At 36.6% G+C, this 21,810-nt stretch carries 22 protein-coding genes and 1 pseudogene; 16 read left to right on the forward strand and 7 right to left on the reverse strand.

The features are described from left to right. From ACJMLO_RS06335 to ACJMLO_RS06345, 3 genes and pseudogenes are all read right to left on the reverse strand, one after another. A pseudogene (locus ACJMLO_RS06335) lies at positions 1-701 on the reverse strand (cell division protein FtsX); the annotation flags it as partial. Between the two features lie 134 nt (positions 702-835). Further along, positions 836-3,040: an ABC transporter permease gene (locus tag ACJMLO_RS06340; protein WP_405295022.1), complete on the reverse strand. Its 2,205-nt coding sequence runs from the start codon at positions 3,038-3,040 to the stop codon at positions 836-838. Positions 3,041-3,109: 69 nt separating this feature from the next. Further along, positions 3,110-3,814 carry an ABC transporter ATP-binding protein gene (locus tag ACJMLO_RS06345; protein WP_405295024.1) on the reverse strand — a complete coding sequence of 235 codons (705 nt, stop codon included), beginning with the start codon at positions 3,812-3,814 and terminating at the stop codon, positions 3,110-3,112. Positions 3,815-4,016: 202 nt separating this feature from the next. Here ACJMLO_RS06345 and hisA point away from each other — a divergent pair, with 202 nt between their 5' ends. The 5 genes from hisA to pyrI are packed head-to-tail and all read left to right on the forward strand — an operon-like array spanning position 4,017 to position 7,241. Further along, the gene (gene hisA, locus ACJMLO_RS06350; protein ID WP_405295026.1) at positions 4,017-4,754 is read left to right on the forward strand and encodes a 1-(5-phosphoribosyl)-5-[(5-phosphoribosylamino)methylideneamino]imidazole-4-carboxamide isomerase; all 738 of its coding nucleotides are present in this window, start codon (positions 4,017-4,019) and stop codon (positions 4,752-4,754) included. Between the two features lie 4 nt (positions 4,755-4,758). Further along, the gene (locus ACJMLO_RS06355; protein WP_405295028.1) at positions 4,759-5,220 is read left to right on the forward strand and encodes an adenylyltransferase/cytidyltransferase family protein; all 462 of its coding nucleotides are present in this window, start codon (positions 4,759-4,761) and stop codon (positions 5,218-5,220) included. Between the two features lie 12 nt (positions 5,221-5,232). Then, positions 5,233-6,255: an N-acetyl-gamma-glutamyl-phosphate reductase gene (gene argC, locus ACJMLO_RS06360; RefSeq protein WP_405295030.1), complete on the forward strand. Its 1,023-nt coding sequence runs from the start codon at positions 5,233-5,235 to the stop codon at positions 6,253-6,255. Between the two features lie 18 nt (positions 6,256-6,273). Then, positions 6,274-6,762: a flavodoxin family protein gene (locus tag ACJMLO_RS06365; protein WP_405295032.1), complete on the forward strand. Its 489-nt coding sequence runs from the start codon at positions 6,274-6,276 to the stop codon at positions 6,760-6,762. An 8-nt stretch (positions 6,763-6,770) separates the two neighbouring features. Further along, positions 6,771-7,241, forward strand: coding sequence for an aspartate carbamoyltransferase regulatory subunit (gene pyrI, locus ACJMLO_RS06370; protein ID WP_405295034.1), 471 nt, complete (start codon positions 6,771-6,773; stop codon positions 7,239-7,241). A 4-nt stretch (positions 7,242-7,245) separates the two neighbouring features. Here pyrI and ACJMLO_RS06375 read toward each other — a convergent pair whose 3' ends face one another. Further along, positions 7,246-8,454 carry a GMC family oxidoreductase N-terminal domain-containing protein gene (locus ACJMLO_RS06375; RefSeq protein ID WP_405295036.1) on the reverse strand — a complete coding sequence of 403 codons (1,209 nt, stop codon included), beginning with the start codon at positions 8,452-8,454 and terminating at the stop codon, positions 7,246-7,248. Between the two features lie 127 nt (positions 8,455-8,581). On the opposite strand from ACJMLO_RS06375, the gene ACJMLO_RS06380 reads away from it, so the two are divergent. The 10 genes from ACJMLO_RS06380 (at position 8,582) to ACJMLO_RS06425 (ending at position 17,334) form a co-directional block, all read left to right on the forward strand. After that, entirely contained in the window at positions 8,582-9,028 is a 447-nt protein-coding gene (locus ACJMLO_RS06380) for a hypothetical protein (protein WP_405295038.1), read from the forward strand. A 105-nt stretch (positions 9,029-9,133) separates the two neighbouring features. Beyond that, the gene (locus tag ACJMLO_RS06385; protein ID WP_405295040.1) at positions 9,134-10,504 is read left to right on the forward strand and encodes a TldD/PmbA family protein; all 1,371 of its coding nucleotides are present in this window, start codon (positions 9,134-9,136) and stop codon (positions 10,502-10,504) included. Beyond that, entirely contained in the window at positions 10,505-11,062 is a 558-nt protein-coding gene (locus ACJMLO_RS06390) for a TIGR00296 family protein (protein WP_405295042.1), read from the forward strand. An 8-nt stretch (positions 11,063-11,070) separates the two neighbouring features. After that, a complete protein-coding gene (locus ACJMLO_RS06395) occupies positions 11,071-12,090 on the forward strand; it encodes an NOG1 family protein (RefSeq protein ID WP_405295044.1) in 1,020 nt (339 codons plus the stop codon). Between the two features lie 252 nt (positions 12,091-12,342). Continuing rightward, positions 12,343-13,044, forward strand: coding sequence for a CPBP family intramembrane glutamic endopeptidase (locus ACJMLO_RS06400; RefSeq protein WP_405295046.1), 702 nt, complete (start codon positions 12,343-12,345; stop codon positions 13,042-13,044). 97 nt (positions 13,045-13,141) lie between these two features. Next, positions 13,142-13,810, forward strand: coding sequence for a class I SAM-dependent methyltransferase (locus ACJMLO_RS06405; RefSeq protein WP_405295048.1), 669 nt, complete (start codon positions 13,142-13,144; stop codon positions 13,808-13,810). Between the two features lie 183 nt (positions 13,811-13,993). Further along, positions 13,994-16,036, forward strand: coding sequence for a hypothetical protein (locus ACJMLO_RS06410; RefSeq protein WP_405295050.1), 2,043 nt, complete (start codon positions 13,994-13,996; stop codon positions 16,034-16,036). Between the two features lie 244 nt (positions 16,037-16,280). Further along, positions 16,281-16,841 (forward strand): Hsp20/alpha crystallin family protein, encoded by a 561-nt coding sequence (locus ACJMLO_RS06415; RefSeq protein ID WP_405295052.1) that lies wholly within the window; start codon positions 16,281-16,283, stop codon positions 16,839-16,841. Positions 16,842-16,877: 36 nt separating this feature from the next. Continuing rightward, complete coding sequence (locus ACJMLO_RS06420) at positions 16,878-17,048, forward strand: hypothetical protein (RefSeq protein WP_405295054.1); 171 nt, start codon at positions 16,878-16,880, stop codon at positions 17,046-17,048. Beyond that, complete coding sequence (locus ACJMLO_RS06425; protein ID WP_405295056.1) at positions 16,969-17,334, forward strand: putative zinc-binding protein; 366 nt, start codon at positions 16,969-16,971, stop codon at positions 17,332-17,334. The genes ACJMLO_RS06420 and ACJMLO_RS06425 overlap by 80 nt, the downstream gene beginning before the upstream one ends. On the opposite strand, the gene ACJMLO_RS06430 is transcribed toward ACJMLO_RS06425, so the two are convergent. Next, complete coding sequence (locus tag ACJMLO_RS06430) at positions 17,221-18,231, reverse strand: SIS domain-containing protein (RefSeq protein WP_405295058.1); 1,011 nt, start codon at positions 18,229-18,231, stop codon at positions 17,221-17,223. The two genes, ACJMLO_RS06425 and ACJMLO_RS06430, sit on opposite strands and share 114 nt — an antisense overlap. A gap of 73 nt (positions 18,232-18,304) precedes the next feature. On the opposite strand from ACJMLO_RS06430, the gene ACJMLO_RS06435 reads away from it, so the two are divergent. Then, positions 18,305-18,928, forward strand: a complete 624-nt coding sequence (locus tag ACJMLO_RS06435; RefSeq protein ID WP_405295060.1) for a DUF447 domain-containing protein — start codon at positions 18,305-18,307, stop codon at positions 18,926-18,928. On the opposite strand, the gene ade is transcribed toward ACJMLO_RS06435, so the two are convergent. Both ade and ACJMLO_RS06445 read right to left on the reverse strand, forming a co-directional pair. Further along, positions 18,925-20,640 carry an adenine deaminase gene (gene ade, locus ACJMLO_RS06440; protein WP_405295062.1) on the reverse strand — a complete coding sequence of 572 codons (1,716 nt, stop codon included), beginning with the start codon at positions 20,638-20,640 and terminating at the stop codon, positions 18,925-18,927. The genes ACJMLO_RS06435 and ade overlap by 4 nt on opposite strands. Position 20,641: 1 nt before the next feature. After that, positions 20,642-21,810, reverse strand: a 1,169-nt coding sequence (locus ACJMLO_RS06445) for a TIGR00300 family protein (RefSeq protein WP_405295064.1), incomplete at its 5' end; no start/stop codon positions are given.

The raw sequence follows: 21,810 nt of genomic DNA on the forward strand, positions 1-21,810 counted from the left end.
ATAAATACAATTGGAAAAACATCCCCGATCATCTTGTGTTCCGCCATCTCATCTGAAAACTTAGAAACGCTTAACTGGTCTTCCTTTTTAGTGAATGACAAATAATCAATTGAATCATCTAATTTATCTCTAAAATCATTATCTGACTCGTTATATTTAACAAGCAATGTATCATATTCAATATCGCTCGGATATGCTTTATATGAAAGATATGCAAAACCGATTTGTGAAAAATCAGGAGTGAGTGAACTTGGAGAAGTTTCATAAATATATTCCGGAGAAAAACCCAACCCCTTAATTTCCTTTGTGATCTTTTCACCGTCGAATTCAAAAGTGATTTTGTCTCCGACATTTAGATTTCTCTCATCTGCAAATCGTTTATCAAGCCAAACTCCAGAAGCGTCTGAGGCATCAAAATCCTTTCCTTCAGTTGCATAAAACTTCGAAATAGTGCCCTTCTCGGTAAAATGCAGCGTTATATCCGGACTGTTATCCAAGTCCGCCACTGATTGAATGACTGACTGTCTGTCTGTTTCGCTTGAAAAATCACTAACTTTATCAACTGCCCCATCATCAAAATCACTGTTATAAACCCATCCATCAGCCAAATTGGTTTGAGCGTAAAAATCATCGGAGGTCTGTACAAGCCCATAATATTCCGCATATATTCCACAGTAAGCAAAAACACCTAAAAATGCCATTAGAAATATTGCAATAAACTGTGTTTTATTGATTTTAATATCCCTAAGCATTTTTTTAGATAGCGACATAATATAATATTAGAAAAATGAAATATAAAAAACCACAACAAAAATATTAGAAAAGTAGAAAACTCCTACTCTCCACTTTTTAGGGATTCTACCATGTCCAATCTTTTAATCTTTTTGGAAAACATTAAATTTACAAGTATGGATAATGTGAATGTTATTGCAGCTGTCAAAAGGAAATTCGTAATGGTAATTGAAGGCAGAATATAAAATGAATCTCCTGAGGACTGCCACATTATATCCAAAATGAAATAACCTAATGGAAGGCCCAATACGAATCCAATAGCCGTAAACCACAAGTTTTGGGTCAACAATAGATTCCTTAAAGCACCTGCCTTAAAACCCAGAACCTTAAGTGTTGCAATCTCCCTCTCGATTTCTGTAAATGACAACAATCCCAGATTATAAAGAACAACTATCGCCAAAAGGCTTGCAAAGAACATCAGAATGTAAATCAATAGCCACATTGATTCTGTCAGCTCGTCCCAACTGGAAGTCATGTCTTTCATGGAGTTTGCCGCTTTAACACCATCATATTCCTTATCAACATGTTCTGCAGTGATAATGCTTGTTGCAGTATAGTTTAATCCCAAATCATCCAGCTTTTCACTTGACATTATGAATCCCTGTGATATAGGATCAGAATGGATTTTGTCAATTTTTGTTTTAATCCATTTGTCCGAACCCATGATGTGCCATTTGACAGTATCGCCAACTTCAACACCCAATAGATTAGCCATCTTCTGTGAAATTGAAACTTCATCCTCAGCGATGTCAACCTTATTCCAGTCATAATCGGTAGGAGTTATCAGATCAGTATCATTTAAAACCAGAAGCGAACCTGACTTTTTGGCGGTGCCCGATTCAATTTCAATAGCAGATTCCATTATTATATCTCCATTGACCTTATCTGCCACATCATCAATTTGTGATTGGCTTGCATCTTGATCAATAACCAGCTTGGAGTCATAATGATTAATCTGATTATATTCCCATTCCTTCAAATCATTCATTCCATCATACATTCCGAATGCACATACCAAAAGTGTGGCACAACCCATAACTCCAATGATGGTCATAAGCGCCCGGAATTTATTTCTTTTAGCATCTCTCCAGTTCCAGCGAATGTTGAATGACAGATGTTTCCATACACTCAACTTTTCAACAAAACCTGCCGATGAAATTTTTGGTACCTTTGCCCTAATCGTATCTGCCGGTTTTTCAGAGGAAATGCTTTTAACCGAATAATATGAAACCGCCAATGCCATTATGACCATCAAACTTGCCACATAAATAAAATTCATGCTCCATGCAGGGTCCCATGAAGGCAGCTTATATGTTGCACTCATTGAAGGGTAGAACAGCTTAGGCAATGTCAATGGCCCCAGAATCAATCCTAAAATCGAACCTATCAAAACCAGCCAAAAGCCATAGGACACATAATGCAGGATTATTGAGATATTCTTAAATCCGTTGGCCTTTAAAATACCGATTTGTGTTCTCTGATGTGCAATGATTCTTGTCATTGTTGTCAGAAGTATCAGCATCGCAATCAAAATGAATACCACCGGGAAAATATCGCCCATCATGCTATGCTGGTCCATCTCTTCTGAAAACTGGCTTACACTGGGATGTTCGGACCTTTCAACAAAAGAACTGTAATAGCCATCCAGCCTGTAATCCAGCAACTCCCCATACATTTCAGGAGTCCCGTCAAACTTAACATTCAACACATTATATGGAACAGTATCACCTGGAAATGCCTTATATGACAGATATGCAAAACCCATTTTGCTGAAATCGGGAATCACTGATGAATCTGATGCATGATAGACATATTCCGGAGAATATCCCAAACCTCTGATTTCCTTTGTAATCTCATAACCTTCTGCCTTAAAAGTAATGTCATCGCCTACTTTAAGACCCTTGGCATCAGCAAAACTCTTGTCCAACCATACGCCTTTCGAATCGTTAATATCCAATGGCTTGCCTTCCATAAGATAGAATTTTGATATAGTATTGTTTTCAACAAAGTGTAGTGTAATGTCCGGGTCATTTTCAAAGTCCGCCGTCGAGTCTATGACAACCTGCCTTTCCGTTTGGGTGGTAGCGCCCAAAACATCCACCTGATATAAAAAAAGATCATTCAGATAAGGTGAATAAATCCAACCGTCGGCCAGATTGGTATCCTCATAATACTTGTCAACATTGACCTCAAGACCGACAGATTCTCCGCCAACACCCGCAAAAACAAAAACGCCCAAAAAAGCCATTAAAAAAATAGATAGAAATTGAGTCTTATGTTTAGTGATGTCCCTAAACATCTTTTTTGAAAGCATGCGTTACCATTCCAAGTCAGTTACCTTTTTAGGATTTTCATTAAGAACGATGCTTTCTATTTGGCCATTCTTAATTCTGATAACCTTATCTGCAGCTTCTGCAAGTATCGCATTGTGAGTAACAATAACGACTGTTGTATTCTGATTATTGCTCATCTCCTGGAGCAGATTTAAAATCAGCACACCTGTTTTTGAGTCCAGTGCCCCTGTCGGTTCATCACATAGAAGCATTGTAGGCTGTTTGGCAACGGCCCTTGCAATTGATACCCTTTGCTGTTCCCCACCGGACAATTGTGCCGGAAACTGATTTTCATGGCCATGAAGACCAACAGAATCGAGAACCGCTTCACCATTTATATCCACATCTACAATGTCCTTCATCAATTCAACATTTTCCAATGCAGTCAAATTTGGAATTAGGTTATAAAACTGGAAAATGAATCCCACATTGTTGGCCCTATATTCTGTCAGCTGATTATCATCAAATGACTCAACATGTTTGCCGTCAACGATAATCTCACCTGAGGTGACTGAATCAAGTCCCCCCAACAAATTTAAAAGAGTTGATTTGCCTGCACCGGATGGACCGAGTATTACAATAAATTCCCCCTCATCAATTGTGAAATTAACATTATCCATAGCTTTTAGAACGTGATCTCCAGATTTATATTCCTTTACCACATCTTTGAATTCGATAATTGTACTCATTAATATTGCCTTCTTTTTTATAATTAAAATAATTTTTGTTTAACCCCCTATATAAAATTTAGGTTTACCTAAAATTATGGGAATGATTTTTAATGCTCCGTCTATTCCCCATCCAATATGAATATTCGCCATACAATCAATACATATAAAACATTTCAAAACCAAATGTAACATTATAATAAAATATTACAGGAAAATGCAAATGTCATTTAATAAAGATGAAATGTTAATAATGCCTGCAGTTGACATTAAAAACGGCAAATGTGTTCAGCTCGTTCAGGGCGAACCTGGAAGTGAAATGATAGAACTTGAAAACCCGGAACTCGTTGCAAAGCACTGGGAAGATTTAGGGGCAAAGAATATTCATGTCATTGATTTGGACGGAACAATAAATGGTGTTGCTAGCTTTGACATCATAAAAAAAATTTTAAATGAAGTTTCAGTTCCAATTCAGCTTGGCGGCGGAATAAGAAGCGTCGAATATGCCCGCCAGTTATTGGACTTAGATATTGAAAGATTAATAATCGGAACAATGGGAATTCAACACCCTGAAACCATTAAAGAACTTTCAGACGAATATGGCTCCGAAAGAATCATGATTTCACTTGACAGCAAGGATGACAGAGTAGTCATTAAAGGATGGCAAGAAAAGATAGACAAGAGCCCGACCGAAATATCAAATGAATTCAAGGAACATGGTGCAGGAAGCATTCTGTTTACAAATGTCGATGTCGAGGGGCTTCTAGGCGGATTTTACACAGAACCTGTAGAAAAGCTAAAAGAATCTGTAGATTTGCCTATTGTTTACTCTGGAGGAATAACAACAATAGATGACATTAAAAAACTAAATGAAAGTGGTGTGGAAGGAATAGTGATCGGTTCTGCACTTTATAAAGATAAAATTGATTTACGTGATGCATTAAAATATCAAAAGAGGTAATTGAATGAAAGTAATGGCGACCGGAACATTCGACATACTCCACCCGGGACATGGCGTATACCTGGAAGAGTCCAAAAAGCTTGGTGGAGAAGATGCTGAACTTTATGTGGTAGTGGCAAGAGACGCTACAGTTGAGAGAAGAAAAAGAGTGCCGATAGTTGGGGAAGACCAACGCTTAGAATTAATTAAAATGTTAAAACCTGTTACTGACGCTTATTTGGGTGATGCAAATGGGGACGTTTTCAAAATCGTTAGAGAAATTGACCCAGATATCATCACCGTTGGAGCTGACCAGAATCATGACATTGGAAAATTGCAGGAAGCAATTGACAAAAGAGGGCTTAAAGCAAAAGCCGTGCGCATTGAAAAATATCGTGATTGTGAACTTGACAGCAGCTGCAAAATTATTAAAAAAGTTAAAAGAACAAATTTCGAAGGAAAAATTTTAGACAATTGTGACGATTAGGAGGATATGAATATGTTTAAAGTAGCCATTATAGGAGCAAGCGGATACACTGGTGGAGAACTTTTAAGAATGCTTTTAAACCATCCTGAAGTAGAAATTACCGATATTACTTCAAGACAATACGATGGTACCCCCGCACATAAGATTCACCCACACATAAGAGATTCAGGACTTGAATTTAAAAACAAAAGCCCATCAGATTTGGATGCGGATGTTGCATTTACCGCAACCCCCCACGGAGCATCAATGAAAATCGTGCCGGAAATATTGGATGCAGGCATTAAGGTGGTTGATTTGAGCGGAGATTACAGATACCGCGATACTGAAGTTTATGAAAAATGGTATGGTATGGAACACACCGATAAGGAAAATAAAGGTGCATTTGGACTTCCGGAGTTATACCGAGACGAAATTAAAAAAGCGAAACTTGTCGCAAACCCTGGATGTTTCCCGACAGGTGCAATCCTATCATCCTACCCATTGGTCAAAAACAATCTGGTGGATAGAATCATCATCGATTCAAAAACTGGAGTCAGTGGCGCAGGAGTCAATGCATCAGCAACTACACATTATCCCAACATTGCTGATAACGTTAATCCATACAAGATATCCTCTCACAGACACATGTCAGAAATCCAGCAGGAACTGCATGGATTTGAAGATGTGAAAGTCTCATTCACTCCACACCTGGTTCCGGTTAATCGGGGAATTCAAACAACAAGCCACAGCTTTTTAAATGATGAAAATTCAGACATTACTCCTGAAGAAATTAGAAAAATTTACGAAAAGGAGTATGGCGGAGAATACTTTATCAAGCTAATGGATGAAGGAGAAATACCTCACCTGAGTTCCGTCCGGGGTTCCAACTTTGTCCATATTGGCGGATTTGAAATAGATGAAACCGGAAGACTTGTGATGCTGTCTGCCATTGACAATCTGGTAAAAGGCGCATCAGGCCAGGCAATTCAGAATATGAACATCCTTCTTGGAATTGATGAAACCTTAGGCCTGACCCATTTCGGCCTCCATCCTTAAACGTGAGGGGGAGAGAATATGAAAAGAATAATACTCTATTACTCGCAAAGAGGAACGACAGATTTGGTTGCAAAAACCCTTGCTAAAAAGTTAAATGCAGATATGGTTAGAATTCACGATTTAAAGAATCGTGATGGATTTAAAAATAAGTTTTTAGCATCAATCAATGCATTTAGGGAAACAAAAACCGACATTGTCCCTGCAAAAGTGGACCTGACAGGTTACGATACCATATACATAGGAACTCCCACATGGGCAGGTAACCCCACCCCTGCAATAATAACCCTAATCGATAGATGTGATTTGAGGGCAAAAGACGTTGTCCTATTCGCCACAATGGATGCCAACCATGGGGATTCAAATATTGCAAGGCTTGAAGAGAAGGTCAAATTGCGAGGAGCAAGAGTCATCGAAAGCTTTACCATTGCAACCAAAAACAAAAGCCCTAAAAAATTAGTAAAGGATACCGAAACAATAATTGAAATGAAAGATTTAATAATGTATTAGGTGAACAAATGAAAAAATCTGAACTTAAAATCAAAGCTATTGAAAATGGAACTGTGATAGATCACATTACAGCAAACAAGGCATTGCATATTCTCAAAATTCTTGGCCTGCCGGATGCAGAAACACAAAATGTCACAATAGCTATGAACGTTTCATCCGGTGAAATTGGAAGAAAGGATATTTTAAAAATTGAAAACCGTGAATTGGATGCCAAAGAACTTAACCAAGTAGCTTTGATTGCTCCTAAAGCTACAATCAACATTATCAGAGACTACAAACCTGCTAAAAAAGATAAAGTTGGACTTCCCGATAAGATTACATCCATTCTCAAATGTACCAATCCAAAGTGCATTACAAATTATGAAAATGAACCGATAACCCCTATTTTTAATGTTATTAAGACATCTCCACCTGTAGTCAGATGCCATTACTGCGAAAAATTGATTAAAACAGAAGATATCGAAAAACAATTCGAATAATCTTCTATTTATTTTTTAAATGATCAGCCAGTCTTTTGGCTAGGGCAAGTATTGTCAATATTGGCGGTTTTCCAGGAGATATTGGAAGCACACTTGCATCACAAACATACAGGTTGGAAATTTCAGTTTCCAGATTGCTGTCCACGATTTTTCCAATCGGAGCGGTTCCACCAGGATGCGCCCCCCTGTAAACTGTTGAACCTATGGTATTTGGATCGACTCCCATCTTTTCAAGAATTAATCCTGCTGTAGCAACACCTTCAGCCAAATATCTGATGTCCTGAATAGTATTTACTTTAAAAACATCACCATTCTCGTCAACACGACCCTTACACTCATCAGCCGTTTTGACCATTATACTGAATATATCCTTGTCATCAACTTTTTCATCAGCAATATTGCCCTTAATAAAAGATGAGAAATGCGGAGACAAAACAAAGTTCTTGCCGATGACCAAACCTGCCATCTGGACTTCAGTATTGAAATTGATATCTTTGATGTATCCTCCAACGGATACGAATGGATCGAAGAATATCTCTTCACCAACTCCTTTTATTTGGGAGTTTCGAAGAATTAATGTTGATCCGATTGCACCTGCAGACAACACAACATTATCTGCTTCTAGAAACTGCTCTTCAGCGTCTTTGATGTATTTAACACCAGTGACTTTTCCTTTCTGTGAAGTGACTTCGATAACTTCGGCTTCAGTTATTAATGTTGCGCCGGCTTCAACTGCCTCATCAACAAAGTCCTTTCCGGACCATTTGGCATCTGCAGGACATCCGAATGCACATTTTCCGCATTGAATACAATCCTCTTCACGTATTGCCTTTGGCATCTTTAGAGTATTGAGTCCGAGTTCCCTGCCGGCATCCAAAAATCCCTGAGTTCCTTTTCCGATATGGGAATCATCCAATTGATGAACATTGACCAAATCCTCCACATATTCATATGCCTCAGTCAAATCAACATCAAAATCAAGAAGTTCCTCATCCAGCGCCCTTACCATGTTTGACATGGAAACTATTGTTGCACCCCCAATGCATGTGGTGGTCAATAGGTCTACACTGTCATTGTATTTATCATAATAGCTGAACGCATCTTTTGATTTTATATATGGTCCTTTTTCAATAATTGTTACCGGAAAATCATTTTTCGCAAGTTCTCTTGCAACTATTGCTCCTCCCGCTCCAGTTCCTATAACTATATACATTGCATCACCAATTTTTTTAACAATTGTTATATTACTTGTTATCCTATAAAAAACTATCATGACAATATTGAACTTCAATACAAAAAATTATTTGTATTAGGCATACCTAAATATTAGTGGCGATACTATGAAAATTACAAAAGTCAGTTTGGCAATGTTGATATTGATATGTGCAATTGGAATTGTTGCAGCTGCAGAACTTTCAGACTTTAAAGTTGGTGAAGGATACACAACTTTAAAGGAAGGCAGCTACACCAATGGCGAAGAAAGCATTGCAATCGACATAATCTCTGAAAACGACATAGACGATTTAAATGATGCATTTAAAAATGACAGTGATGTTAACTACACAGTCGAATCCGGAAAATTAAACAACACATTTAATTTCACAGATGAAGCTAATGACATGACTGGCGTGAGCGAATTGGTTAAAATTAAAGATAAGAACTATGTAATTGAAGTTTGGGACTGTTCAGTTTCAGGAAACGTAACCCTAGAAAAACTATATGACACATTAGAAGAGGTTAACAAGCTAAACAATATAGAACCTATTAATCCGGCAACTCTGGACTAATATGGAATAACCTTTTCCTTTTTATTTTTTTAACACCACAAAAAACAACTTTTATTTAATATGTCATCAAAAATTAATATTGTATAAACCTTTTTTGGTGATAAAATGGAAGAATATATAAATTTATTCGAAAATATTATTGCAAAAACTAGTCCAAAAGTAGATTACATAGACATCAGATGCGGAATAGGCGATAATACTTCCATATTAATGAAAGATGGAAATGTAGATGAAATTAACACCGGAATGAGTTTAGCAGCAAGAATCAGAGTGTTAAACAATGGAGCCTGGGGTTTTGCATATACTACAGACTTATCTAAAATTGATGAAATAACCGAAACCGCTTTAAAATTATCAAATTCACTTAAAGGAGATGTCAGTTTATCTGAAAGCAACATAATCAAGGATAAAGTTGAAATTGATGTTAAAATACCTTTTAAAGACATTTCAATTGAAGAAAAAAATGAAATCATGAAAGAGGCCAATGATGCCGCTACAATCGATAAGGTAAACAGTACCACCGTAAGTTATGCGGATACCGAAGTCAATGAATTATTTATGAACAGTGAAGGCAGTGAAATACAGGTCAAAACATCAAGAGTCAGAATGGCTTTAAATGCCTCTGCAACCGATGGCGAAATAATTCAATTTGGATTTGGCAGCCTTGGAGGAGTAAAGGGTTTTGAAGTTATTGCAGATGCCGACATCGAGGAATTTGGAAGGGACATAGGTGAAAAGGCCGTAAGATTGCTTGATGCAAAACCGGCACCTTCAGGAAAATTCCCCGTAATAGCAGACCCTCTGCTTACTGGAGTTCTGGTCCACGAGGCATTGGGCCATGCTGTTGAAGGCGATTTGATATTGCAGAATGATTCAATCCTGAAAGACAAACTGGGAACACAGATTGCTTCAGATATCGTCAATATTTATGATGACGCAAGCCTTAGGGAAGGCTTCGGATATTACCCATATGATGTTGAAGGAGTCAAAACAAAACCTAATCAACTGGTAAAAGATGGAAAATTAATTTCACTTTTAAATTCAAGAGAAACTTCATCCAAACTGGGAATGATCTCTTCTGGAAATGCAAGGTCAATTATTGCAGACCAGCCAATTGTTAGAATGAGCAATACATTTCTCGAACCTGGAGATATGGAAGTTGATGAAATATTTGAAGATATTGACAATGGAATATATCTTAAAGGTTCAAGGGGAGGCCAAGTCGATACAGGAAAAGGCATTTTCCAGTTCAACGCCGCTGAAGGATATCTGATTGAAAACGGTGAAAAAACAACACCCCTTAGAGACGTTTCATTATCCGGAAATATCCTGGAAACATTGAAAAACATTGATGCAATTGCCAATGACTTTAAATTGAGTACCGGATTTTGCGGAAAATCAGGTCAGACCGCTCCTGTAGGAGACGGAGGACCACACACAAGAATACAGAATGCACTAGTGGGAGGAATGGGATAGATGATAAGTGATAGAGCAGGAGACTACTTAGTCAATCTGGCTAAAGATACAATCAAATATTTTTTGGATACTGGAAAAACAATGGTGAAACCTACAGATTATCCGATAGAATTAGATGAACAGTTAGGAGTATTTGTAACTTTAAATAAGAATAATAACTTAAGAGGATGCATCGGATATGCAGAACCGATAAAACCTGCCATTGATGCAACAATGGAAGTTGCAATAGCTGCCGCATTCAACGATCCAAGATTTAATCAGGTTAGCGAAAAAGAATTTAAAGACCTTGATTTCGAAGTTACAGTATTGACAAAGCCCGAACTTATAGTAGTGAGCCATTATGAACAGTACTTTGATGAAATTGAAATCGGACGTGACGGACTAATAATACAGAAAGGATATGCAAGAGGATTATTGCTTCCTCAGGTGGCACTCGAAAACGCTTTTACAACCGAAAGCTTTTTAGAGCATACCTGTATGAAAGCCGGGATAAGCGCAGACAGCTGGATGGACGAAAGCTGTGACGTCTATAAGTTCCAGGGACAAATTTTCAAATAGTGATTACAATGATGATACCAACAATACCAACGCCTGATGAACTGCTTGACAAGGGATTCAGCCGTGGAAAAAAACAAGCGGATTTGGTTAGAAGTCAAAAAATACCAAAACATCTGAAAGGCAAAAGAATTGAAGAACGAAGAGTAGTTACATCTTGTCAGGTCATTAAAGATAAATTGAAATCAATCATCGATGCAGTTCCGGAAATCGAAAGCCTGCACCCATTTTATCAGGACTACATTGACATTACTGTCGGAGTGGATGACATGAAACAGGCACTTGGCGGGCTAAATTGGGCATATGGAATTATTACTCAACTTGAAAAGGAATACGGTGCAAAAATCAGGAAAAATCCATCTGAAAAAGCAACATCTATTCAAAAACAGGCCTATGGAAGAATCGCTTCTGTTGTAAATAAAATCAAACCTAATCTTGATTTCCTTGATTTTGCAAAACAGAACTTAAGGAATATGCCTACAATTGATTTTGATGCAACCACAATAGTCATTGCAGGTTTTCCGAATGTTGGTAAATCAACATTGCTTACAAAGTTAAGCAGTGCTGACCCGCAAGTTGCTAATTATCCGTTTACAACAAAAGGAATTCAGATTGGTCATACCGAGCGTCACTGGAAACATATTCAAATCATTGACACCCCCGGTCTTTTGGACAGACCGGTTCTTGAAATGAATGATATTGAAATGAATGCTATTGTTGCCCTTGAACACCTGGCGGATGCAATATTATTTATATTTGATGCATCAGAAACCTGCGGATTCCACCTGGACAATCAGTACAATCTCTTAAAGCAAATCGAAAAGATTTTCTCTGAAATTCCAATAATATTTTTATTCAACAAGATGGATTTGGTTGAAGATAGCGAATCCCTTAAACAATATATTGATGATGAGGACAATTCCATTTTCATCTCAGCAATTGAAGGAGAGGGAATCGAAGAGATTAACAAGAAAATTGACAGAATCCAAAAGATTGAAAGGGATTTTGAAGAGGATGATGAATATTACTGAGGGGAGACAATATCTCCCAATTTACTTATTTTAAGGCGTTTCTGTAATTCTTATTGCCCCTAATTCGAACTACATCATGTTCATCGTTTCGGACAATCCATTTTAATGTTTCATTTTCAAGCATTATCAAACCCGCCAAACTTACTAGTTTGCATATTTTGATGAAAGTATTTCGAACATTTTCGTTAATTGGATAATATAACGATAAATAATATAAAACAAAAAATATATTTATATAAATAGGTGTTTAAAATGACAAATGACTTTTTTAGGTTTGAAGATAAAGAATATGATTTTCCATTGCTAAATGGCGATTCTAGATTCACAACAAAAAATGTGATAATTTTATTGATCGGTTTTTTAATAGGTATAGCAATACCATTTATAATACCTCCCACAGGCGATGGATTGCTTAAGGCAATACTCCTCACAGTTCCATCCTTATTGGCCGTAGTGTATGTATTTAAAGATGATATGTCAAATATTTTCAGAATGCCGAAACTTAGAGACATCATAATTATAATAATCGGTTTTATACTCATGTTTGTATTTGCGATAATTGCAAATTTTATCGGCAGTGCACTAGGAATAACTATAATGACCGACAGTGCAGTGAACGGACCACCGCTAATATTGATTATACGTGCCGTAATCCAATTACTTGGTGAAGAACTGCTTAAATTCATACCTTTGATTATCGTAGCCGCATACCTGTACAAATCAATAGGTAGAAAAGCTGCCATCATAGTTGCAGTAATCATATCCCAGATAATCTTTGCACTCTTTCACATACCGGCATACGGATTTGCAATGGGATTCCTTTTGGTGCATATAGGATTTGGTTCAATAGTATTGCCACTTGTGTATGTCAAAACCAAAAACATTGTATTATGTTACTTAATACATTTCTTTTTTGATTTATGGACATTTATACCACACTTATTGGGCATGTGAAAATTAAGAGGAAAATCGACTCCATTAAAAAAATCGAAAGAAACTTTGAACAGGACGAGGACAATTATTATTAGCCCACAATCATTGACAAAAAAGCATGACTTCCAAAAAAACGAAAATTATAGAAAATCCCGAATTACTGGTTAATGCCGGAAATCCTAAAGGCAAATTGGGCGAAGAGCTTATCAATGACATGAACATTAACCATGAAAATCTTGCTCTTTGGGGTGTGAGCCATCTGAATGTTTCAAAAAATTCTATTGTTCTGGATATTGGATGCGGCGGAGGAGTTAATGTCAAAAGATTCCTGGAAATCACCGACAGCAAAGTATACGGAATCGATTACTCCTCCTTATCAGTTAAAAAATCAATTGAATTAAACAAAAAAGAGATTGAAAACAAAAGATGTGAAATCAGACTGGAATCTGTATCTGAAATGTCATTTGACAGTGCTACCTTTGACATTATTACTGCATTTGAAACCGTTTATTTCTGGCCGGATTTTGAAAATGATTTGAAAGAAGTAAATAGAATCTTAAAAGAAGATGGTATTTTTCTTATCTGCAATGAAGCCCTTCCAAGAAAAAACGATGCACGTCAAAAAGAATTCGTTGATCTGCTAAACTGCAGCATTTACTCTGAACAGGAATTGATCAACCACTTAAACAACAGCGGATTTTCAGAAGTTAAAACTTTTATAAAAGAATCAAAAGATTCCTTCACAAATGAAGATGCCGATTGGATTTGCGTTATCGCCCAAAAATAAGTATTTTTTCACTACTTTTAATTGAAATGGCCAATATGATGCTGGCCGATTATATTAAAAGATTTCAATCAACCATATGCCCCTCCATAATTTCACCAAAAATATTTATTATAGATGCTGAAATAAATATTATCAGTACGATAAGGATACTATTTTATAACGATAAATGGGGGAAAATCATTGATGAAAAATAATAATATCAAACCAATTTTGCTATTTTTAATCATTTTATCAGTAATATGTACAATATCATACGTTAATGCAATAGACTATGATACTAACTGCAGTGAAAATCCCAGTGACTCCACACTAGGAGAACTATCTGAAATTTATGTATCATCGGATGCGAGTGATGAAACTGGAGATGGAAGTTCACAAAAGCCATTTAAAAGTTTGGAATGTGCCGTCAACAATAGTAAAGATGACACAACAATCTATTTGAATGATGGAGAATATGTTGGAGAGAACAACAGAAACATTTCAATTGACAAATCAATTACAATCATTGGAAAAACCAAGGAAAACACAATAATTAATGGAGAGTCCTGTGGAAGACTGTTCTTTGTAAATTCCAGCAGTCTAACTTTAATTAATCTTACATTGATAAACGGTTACTCCTCTGAAAATGGAGGAATGATCTACTGTAACATGGGAGAAATAAATATTCACAATTGTATTTTAAAGAACTCTAGCTCATCTAAAGATGGTGGAACAATATACAATAATCTTGGAGCTTTAAATATTGAAAATAGCTGTTTTACAAACAACCATGCAAGAGATTATGGAGGAGTTCTGTATAGTATTGGAACAGCATACATCAAAAACTCCAATTTTACAGAAAACACTTTGACTTCAGAAGGGGGTGTCGGCGCATGTATTGGAGTCGAAGGAACAATAAATTTGGATGGATGCTTATTTTATGACTGCTATACTCAATATGCTGCAGCAGGATTATTGAACAAAGGAAAAGCAACAATAAACAACTGCAGATTTGAAAAATTGGCTACAGATTATGCCGGAGGCGCCATAAGCAATCATGGCAATATGAAAATCAACAACAGTTATTTCGGACATAATTATGCCCAATTTTATGCCTCAGCAATTCTTGCGATTACAAGAGGACCTCATGTTGTGACAGAAGTATACAATACAATTTTTGAAAAAAATCATGCTGAAATTCATGGGGCGATAACCAATAATTTCAAAAACTGCGAACTTTATATGCAAAACTGTGCACTGATAGACAATTACTTAAAATTAAATGAAGCTTACGGAGACATCTCTTTAGACGACAATGCAACTGTCCAATACTGCTGGTGGGGACAGAATGAAATAAACCCCGATTATTATTCCCCTCACAGCGGGGAAATACATCCGGAAAAAATAAATGCATCCCGATGGCTAGTTATGACATTTACTGCATCCAATAATGTAATTTATAAAAATGAAAACAATCAATTAACCGTTAGCCTAAAACATTACTTTAACAATGAAACAAAAGAAATCTATGAATATGATGAGGAAATAAATCTTCCACTTGAAGTGACTTTTTACACATCAACTGGGACTTTGGCCAAAAAGAAATTAGTTAATGGCGTTGCAACCTTTGATTATAATCCACAGGATGATGTAAACGCAATTTATGCGGAAATAAACAATCAGGTGTTAAAAATTGATAATTTCCAATTTAGAAAAACCGCAATTATCGTCAGTGATTTTGAAAAATATTACGGAAGCGACAGCAAATTAGCTATAAAGTTAATCAAGGAAAACAATGTTGCCCTTTCAAATGAAAAATTAACCGTTAGCTTTGAAGGGAATGTATATACCATCAAAACCGATGAAAATGGAATGGCAAAAATCTCCCTTAAGAATTTCCCTAAAAAATATGCTGTTTTAATTATTTTTAATGGAAATAATTATATCCCCGCTACCAAAACCATAAAAGTAACGGTGATAAAGCCAATCATAAAAGCCTCAAAATTAAAAATACGCAAAAAAGGAAAATTCACCGTGACCTTTAATGCAAACAAAAAGGCAATAAAAAACGTCCAGATTAAATTTAAAATTAAGGGCAAAACCTATATCAAGACAACAAACAGCAAGGGACAAGCCAAAATACCAATAAATTTAAAACCTGGCAAATATACCGTTAAAGTAGGATTCAAAAACACCAAATATTATGGAACTACCACTTTAACTGAAAAAATTAAGGTAATCAAATGAAGAAACAAACATTGTTTCTTCATTGAACTCCCTATTATCTACTGACGGTTAAATCATCACTATTTATAACATCACCAAAATTAATCATAAATTTCATGAAATAACGCATTATTAATATGAAAAATAAAAGATTAATAGAATTAAGATTTAATTACTTTTAGTAACAAAAATAGAAAAGTATATATACTAACAAAACGTAATTAAAACATGTTTACTAAAATTCATCAAAAGGAGCGTGAAAAATATGGTAGATTCTGAAACCATTGATGAAAAAATTTCTGATAAAAAAGAAAAAATCGATGAAAAAATCGATGAAGGAAAAGAAAAATTCGATGACAAAAAGGAAAAAGGCAAAAATATTGCAGACAATGTAATCTCCGATTTATCCAACAGCATTGATGAATTCAAAGAATACATCAGAAACATGCAAAAAACCGCCGATAAAAAGTATTCAGATTACAAAAAGTCTACTGTTCAAACCTTGGACATTGATCTAATTGAAACCAAAGACATCTACTACATCAAAGCAGCAGTTCCTGGTGTTGAAAAAGAGGATGTTTTAATTGAAGCAGGTGACAATGACATAACTATTGAAACTACCTTCAAAGCATACATTGAAGATTTTGAAGAAGATGACGAAGCAGAATTAATCGCATCCTCAATAAAATCCGGCAGATGTGTTAAAACTGTAAGATTTGAAAACAGTATTGATTTAGAAAACATTACTGCTAAATTCATAAACGGAATCGTTATCATAAACATTCCAAAACTAATAATACCAAAACATAAAGTCAATGTAGAATAGATATTCTACATTTAATCTCTTTTTTCTACGATTACTATGGACAAGAAAATAGCTCTTGCACCATGCAACGGAATGAGCCCTAACGGATTAGTCTCCAGAGTTGCAGTTGGAGATTTAAAAAAAGAAAATGAAAACATCATATCCATATGTATGGGTTCAACATCTGCGGACATTAAAAATAATTGCAGTCAACGGATGCAAAAATAACTGTGTAGATACCATCTTAGAAAACAAGGGTGTTGAAATATACAAAAGCATCAATACAACTGATATTTTAGAAAATTACGATTTTTGTGCCCATGATCCATACAGATTAGATGATGAAGCGGAAAAATGTGTAAAAATAGTAAAAAAAAGAGTTAAAAAACTCTTTATAGACTTAATATCTGACTTTTCCGATGTGTCTTGTAGCGCCAGGGTCTTCACCATTATAATGCGCAAGGTAATAGACAAACCATTCCAAAGGAATTACAAATATGAATGGGGACAATAACTTGTCAACATCCGCATAATCCTTCAATTCATAAACAATTGATTTCAACTTTAAATTTTCAGAAAAGTCAATTGCCTTATCTGTAATTTCATCAGATTCAAAATCAGACCTTAAAAATATGATAGGAACTCCTTTTTCAGCCCTTTCAATTAAACCGTGCCTGAATTCAGCTGAATACTCAGGACATGCATGCTTTATTGCACCTTCCATGAGCATAGTCATTGCCAATTTGTAAGCGAGACCGAAGTTTGGTCCTGAACCCAAACAGTAGAAGATATCCTCCTTTTTAAAGTCCTGTGCCAAAAGCCTGTTTTCATATTCTGTGGATTTCAAAAGATCCTCTAAAATGTCAGGCATATCTGCAAGCTGGGATAAGAGCGCATCCTTTGATTCATAGTCTGAAGCGCTAAAGAGTATCTGATATAGACATGCAAGTTGAGTGATATAAGTTTTGGTACCCAGAATTGCGGTTTCAGTTTCGCATCTTGTGACAATTGGAGTTTTAGCCTCTTTAATCATTGAACTGTCTGGTTCGTTTGAAATTGAAACCGTGTGTATATTGAATTCATTGGCTCTTCTCAGTGAAGCGAGGGTATCGGCAGTTTCACCTGACTGTGAAGTGAAAATGGCTATGGTGTTTTCGTCTTCAACCAGTCTTTTGTTATAGTAAAATTCGTAACCTGTATAGACTTCAATGTCGATATTTGTACTGGACATCCTTATTGCATCCCTTACGCTATAACAGGTTGAAATGGAACTTCCGCAACCTATCAGATAGACCTTGTCCTTATCGGAAATTAATTTTGAAACTTCATCCATTGTAGACATTTCACTTTCAAATGTTTTTCTAAGTGAATCCGGCTGTTCCATCATCTCATCATACATTTTATATTTCATAAGCTTAAACTCCTTAAAATTAAATATTATAATTTATATATTGTTAATCAAAATATAAAAAGGTTTTTTAAAAATGATTGATTTATCAAAAATAGGAATGGAAAAGGGCAGGCAGTACGAAACCATAATTACCACAGCAAATGATGACGGAAGCAAAAATGCTGCTCCGATTGGTGTAATTATTGCAGGTGAAAATAAAATCATCAACAGAATATTTAAAGGAAGTCATACTTTGGATAACATTATTCGTGAAAGGGAGTTTATTGTAAACATTACCCACAACCCAGAAGTGTTTACCACTTCCATACTCGCAGATCTTCCTCAGAATTATTTCACAGAAAGCATGGTGCTTAAATGTGCGGATGCCTACTTTAAATGCAGAGTCATTTCATTAACTGAAGCAGTCAAGCAAAGCGATCCGGTCAAAAAGAAAGGTGAGGCAATAGTCATCAAATCAGAAGTAATCGACCTTGTAATTAATAAACCGACTAAAGCGATGAACAGGGGATTCGGCTATGTTATCGAAACTCTGGCCAATTTTACACGCTTTGATTTGGTGAGTGACGCGAAAAAAGAGGAATATGTTGAACGCTTTAGAGAAGCAAATCGTGTTGTTTTAAAGGTTGGAACAAAAGAAGACATCGAATCCATGCAGGAAATAAAAAAAGAGTTAATAAAAAAAGGTTTTGAACCTTAATCTATTACAACATCCATAAATTCAAAATTATCCCCATCAAAGAGACCCTCATCAGATATCTTAATTGACGGAATTACAAGCAGTGCCATAAAGGCCATTGTCATGAATGGAGATTTGAGTTTGCATCCCAAAGCGGAAGCCCTCTTATGCAGGACGTCCAGTTTATGGGCAACATCGTATGCATCCTCATTACTCATCAAACCGGCAATAGGAAGAGGCAGCGATTCATTGAAATCCTCACTGACAACAGCGATTCCGCCCTTATCGTCAATGACTTTGTTCACAGCCTGCGCCATTGTTTCGGAGTCATAACCGATTACAATGATATTATGTGAATCATGTGCAACTGAAGATGCAATTGCGCCCTTGTTAAGTCCAAAACCTTTAATGAACGCATTGGCCACGTTTCCACCGCCATAACGTTCGACAACTGAAATCTTTAAGATATCATTATAGATATCAGATTGAACAACGCCGTTTTTGGTGCGAAGTTTTGCAGTGGTTTTTTTAGTAAGCAAATCCCCATCAGTGCATTCGATGACATTGACTTCACACTCATCGCCGTCATATAGTATATCAAAATCACTGGCGGATTTTTTTGTGGCATTGATTGAATTTCTAGCATCAATTTCAGGAGCATCGAATAAAACGTTTTCACCGTCAAATACACATTCCCCACCAACATATGTCTCCAGTATATTAAAATCACATAAACTGTCAATGATTACATAATCTGCCTTTGCACCTTCCACAATGGCCCCACAGTTCAGTTTGTAATGCCTTGAAGGGTTGATTGTCACCATACTGATTGCCTTCAGAATATCTATTCCCAAACTGACGGCCTTTTTAATGGATAGATTTAAATGGCCCTTAATCAAATCGTCGGGATGTTTATCATCACTTACTATAAAGTCAAACAACGGAGAGTAAACCCGTTTCTCGAATATGTCTCTAAAAATAATGCCCAACTTTCCCGGATCTTCGATATGTTCCAAAGCATGATTTATATTGAAAAGACCTTCCATATCCATGGCAGATGAACCGTCACGTACCATAATTTTCATACCTTTCATCTTTTTTTCGAAAGCTTCGATAATATTGCTGCATTCGTGATCAGTTGATATGCCCTGCTCGAGGTATTTGTCTAAATCTTCACGGGTAAGCAGTGGGGCATGACCGTCAATCGGCTTTCCATACTGCCTTGCCAATGCCAGTTTTCTTAAAACCTCCTCATCGCCATTGATTACACCTGGGAAATTCATCATCTCACCCAATGCGACAATTTCATCCTTTTTAAGCAAATATTCAATATCGGATGAATCAAGAACCGCACCGGAAGTTTCAAAAGATGTTGCAGGCACACAGGATGGTGCTGAGAAATAAAAATTGAACGGAACCTCTTTTGCATTTTCAATCATAGCTTCAATACCTTCAATTCCCAAAACATTAGCTATTTCATGAGGATCGGCAACAACAGAAGTAGTACCATGACGTACAGCAATTTTAGCAAACTGCGCCGGAGTAATCATACTGCTTTCAATGTGAATATGAGAGTCAATAAAACCCGGAATCATCAAACCCTTTACATCAATATTGAATTCCTCATCAACCGTAACGGGAGTGATTTCAGTAAATATTCCATTTTCCACAGTGATTCTTGCCGGAAAAAAGGTATTGGACATCACATCAAGAATATAGGCAGTAAATGACATTCTAATCCTCCATTAATGCATTGTAGAGAAGAGGCAGGAATGTACCTATATCGGTAACGATACCCACAACCTGTGCGCTTCCCCTGTCTGAGAGTTTGGTAACAGTGGAAGGATTGATATCCACACAGATGCTTTTGACTCTTGAAGGAAGGAGATTACCTGTTGCGATTGAATGAAGCATAGTTGCAATCATGATAACCATATCGACTTCCTGGGCATAATGTCTCATAAGCTTTTGAGCCTCGACGGTATCGGTTATAACGTCAGGCAAAGGTCCGTCATCACGGATTGAACCGGCAAGAACAAATGGAACATCATTTTTAATACATTCATACATTACCCCCCCGGTCAGAGTACCATCCTCAACAGCCTTTTTAATGGAGCCTGAATTGTTGATTCTGTTGATTGCCCTCATGTGGTGGGTATGGCCATGAGCTACAATCTTACCTGTTTCAACTTCAATACCTAAAGAGGTACCGTACAGATTGGATTCGATATCATGGGTTGCTAGCGCATTACCTGCCATGATGACATCAATATAGCCTTCTTTGACTAAAGATGCCAAGTACTTGCCAGAACCTGTGTGAATGATTGCAGGTCCTCCAACAATACCAATTTTACCTCCTTTGGCCTTGATTTCCTTCATCTCTTTTGCAATACCGTTGATTAAATTCATCAAAGGCTTTTCAGAAGAGACCTCACTGTTCATGAACTCGAATACCTGCTGTTCATCTCTTGATCTGTGAGGAGGGGTGACCTTGACACCGTCAAGACCAACAACAATCTTGTCTCCGGCCTTAACATCGGCTATCGGTTTGACGTAAGCTCTGTTTTCATCCTCATCAACAACGACAAGACAGTCCATTTCTATTTCCTCAACTGGAATCCAGTTTCCTTTATAGAAAATATGTGTAGTGTGGTTGGATGATGAATAGAAACCTTCAGGTGCGACCTTATCCTTTGTTGATGCAACAAGATTTACCTCTTTGATATCGTCAATTGATGCGCCAAGTACGGAAAGCTCATCCAAAATAGATTCAAGTAGTTCGGGAGAATTGGCGGAAACTTCAATCTTTGCATGACTTACATCTGATTTTTTACGTCCAACATCGATTTCCAAAATATCAAATTCTCCGCCCTTGTCCATAATAATGCCCATTGTCTTGGTTA

The sequence above is a fragment of the Methanobrevibacter sp. genome (assembly GCF_045120835.1).
Taxonomy (GTDB): Archaea; Methanobacteriota; Methanobacteria; order Methanobacteriales; family Methanobacteriaceae; genus Methanocatella.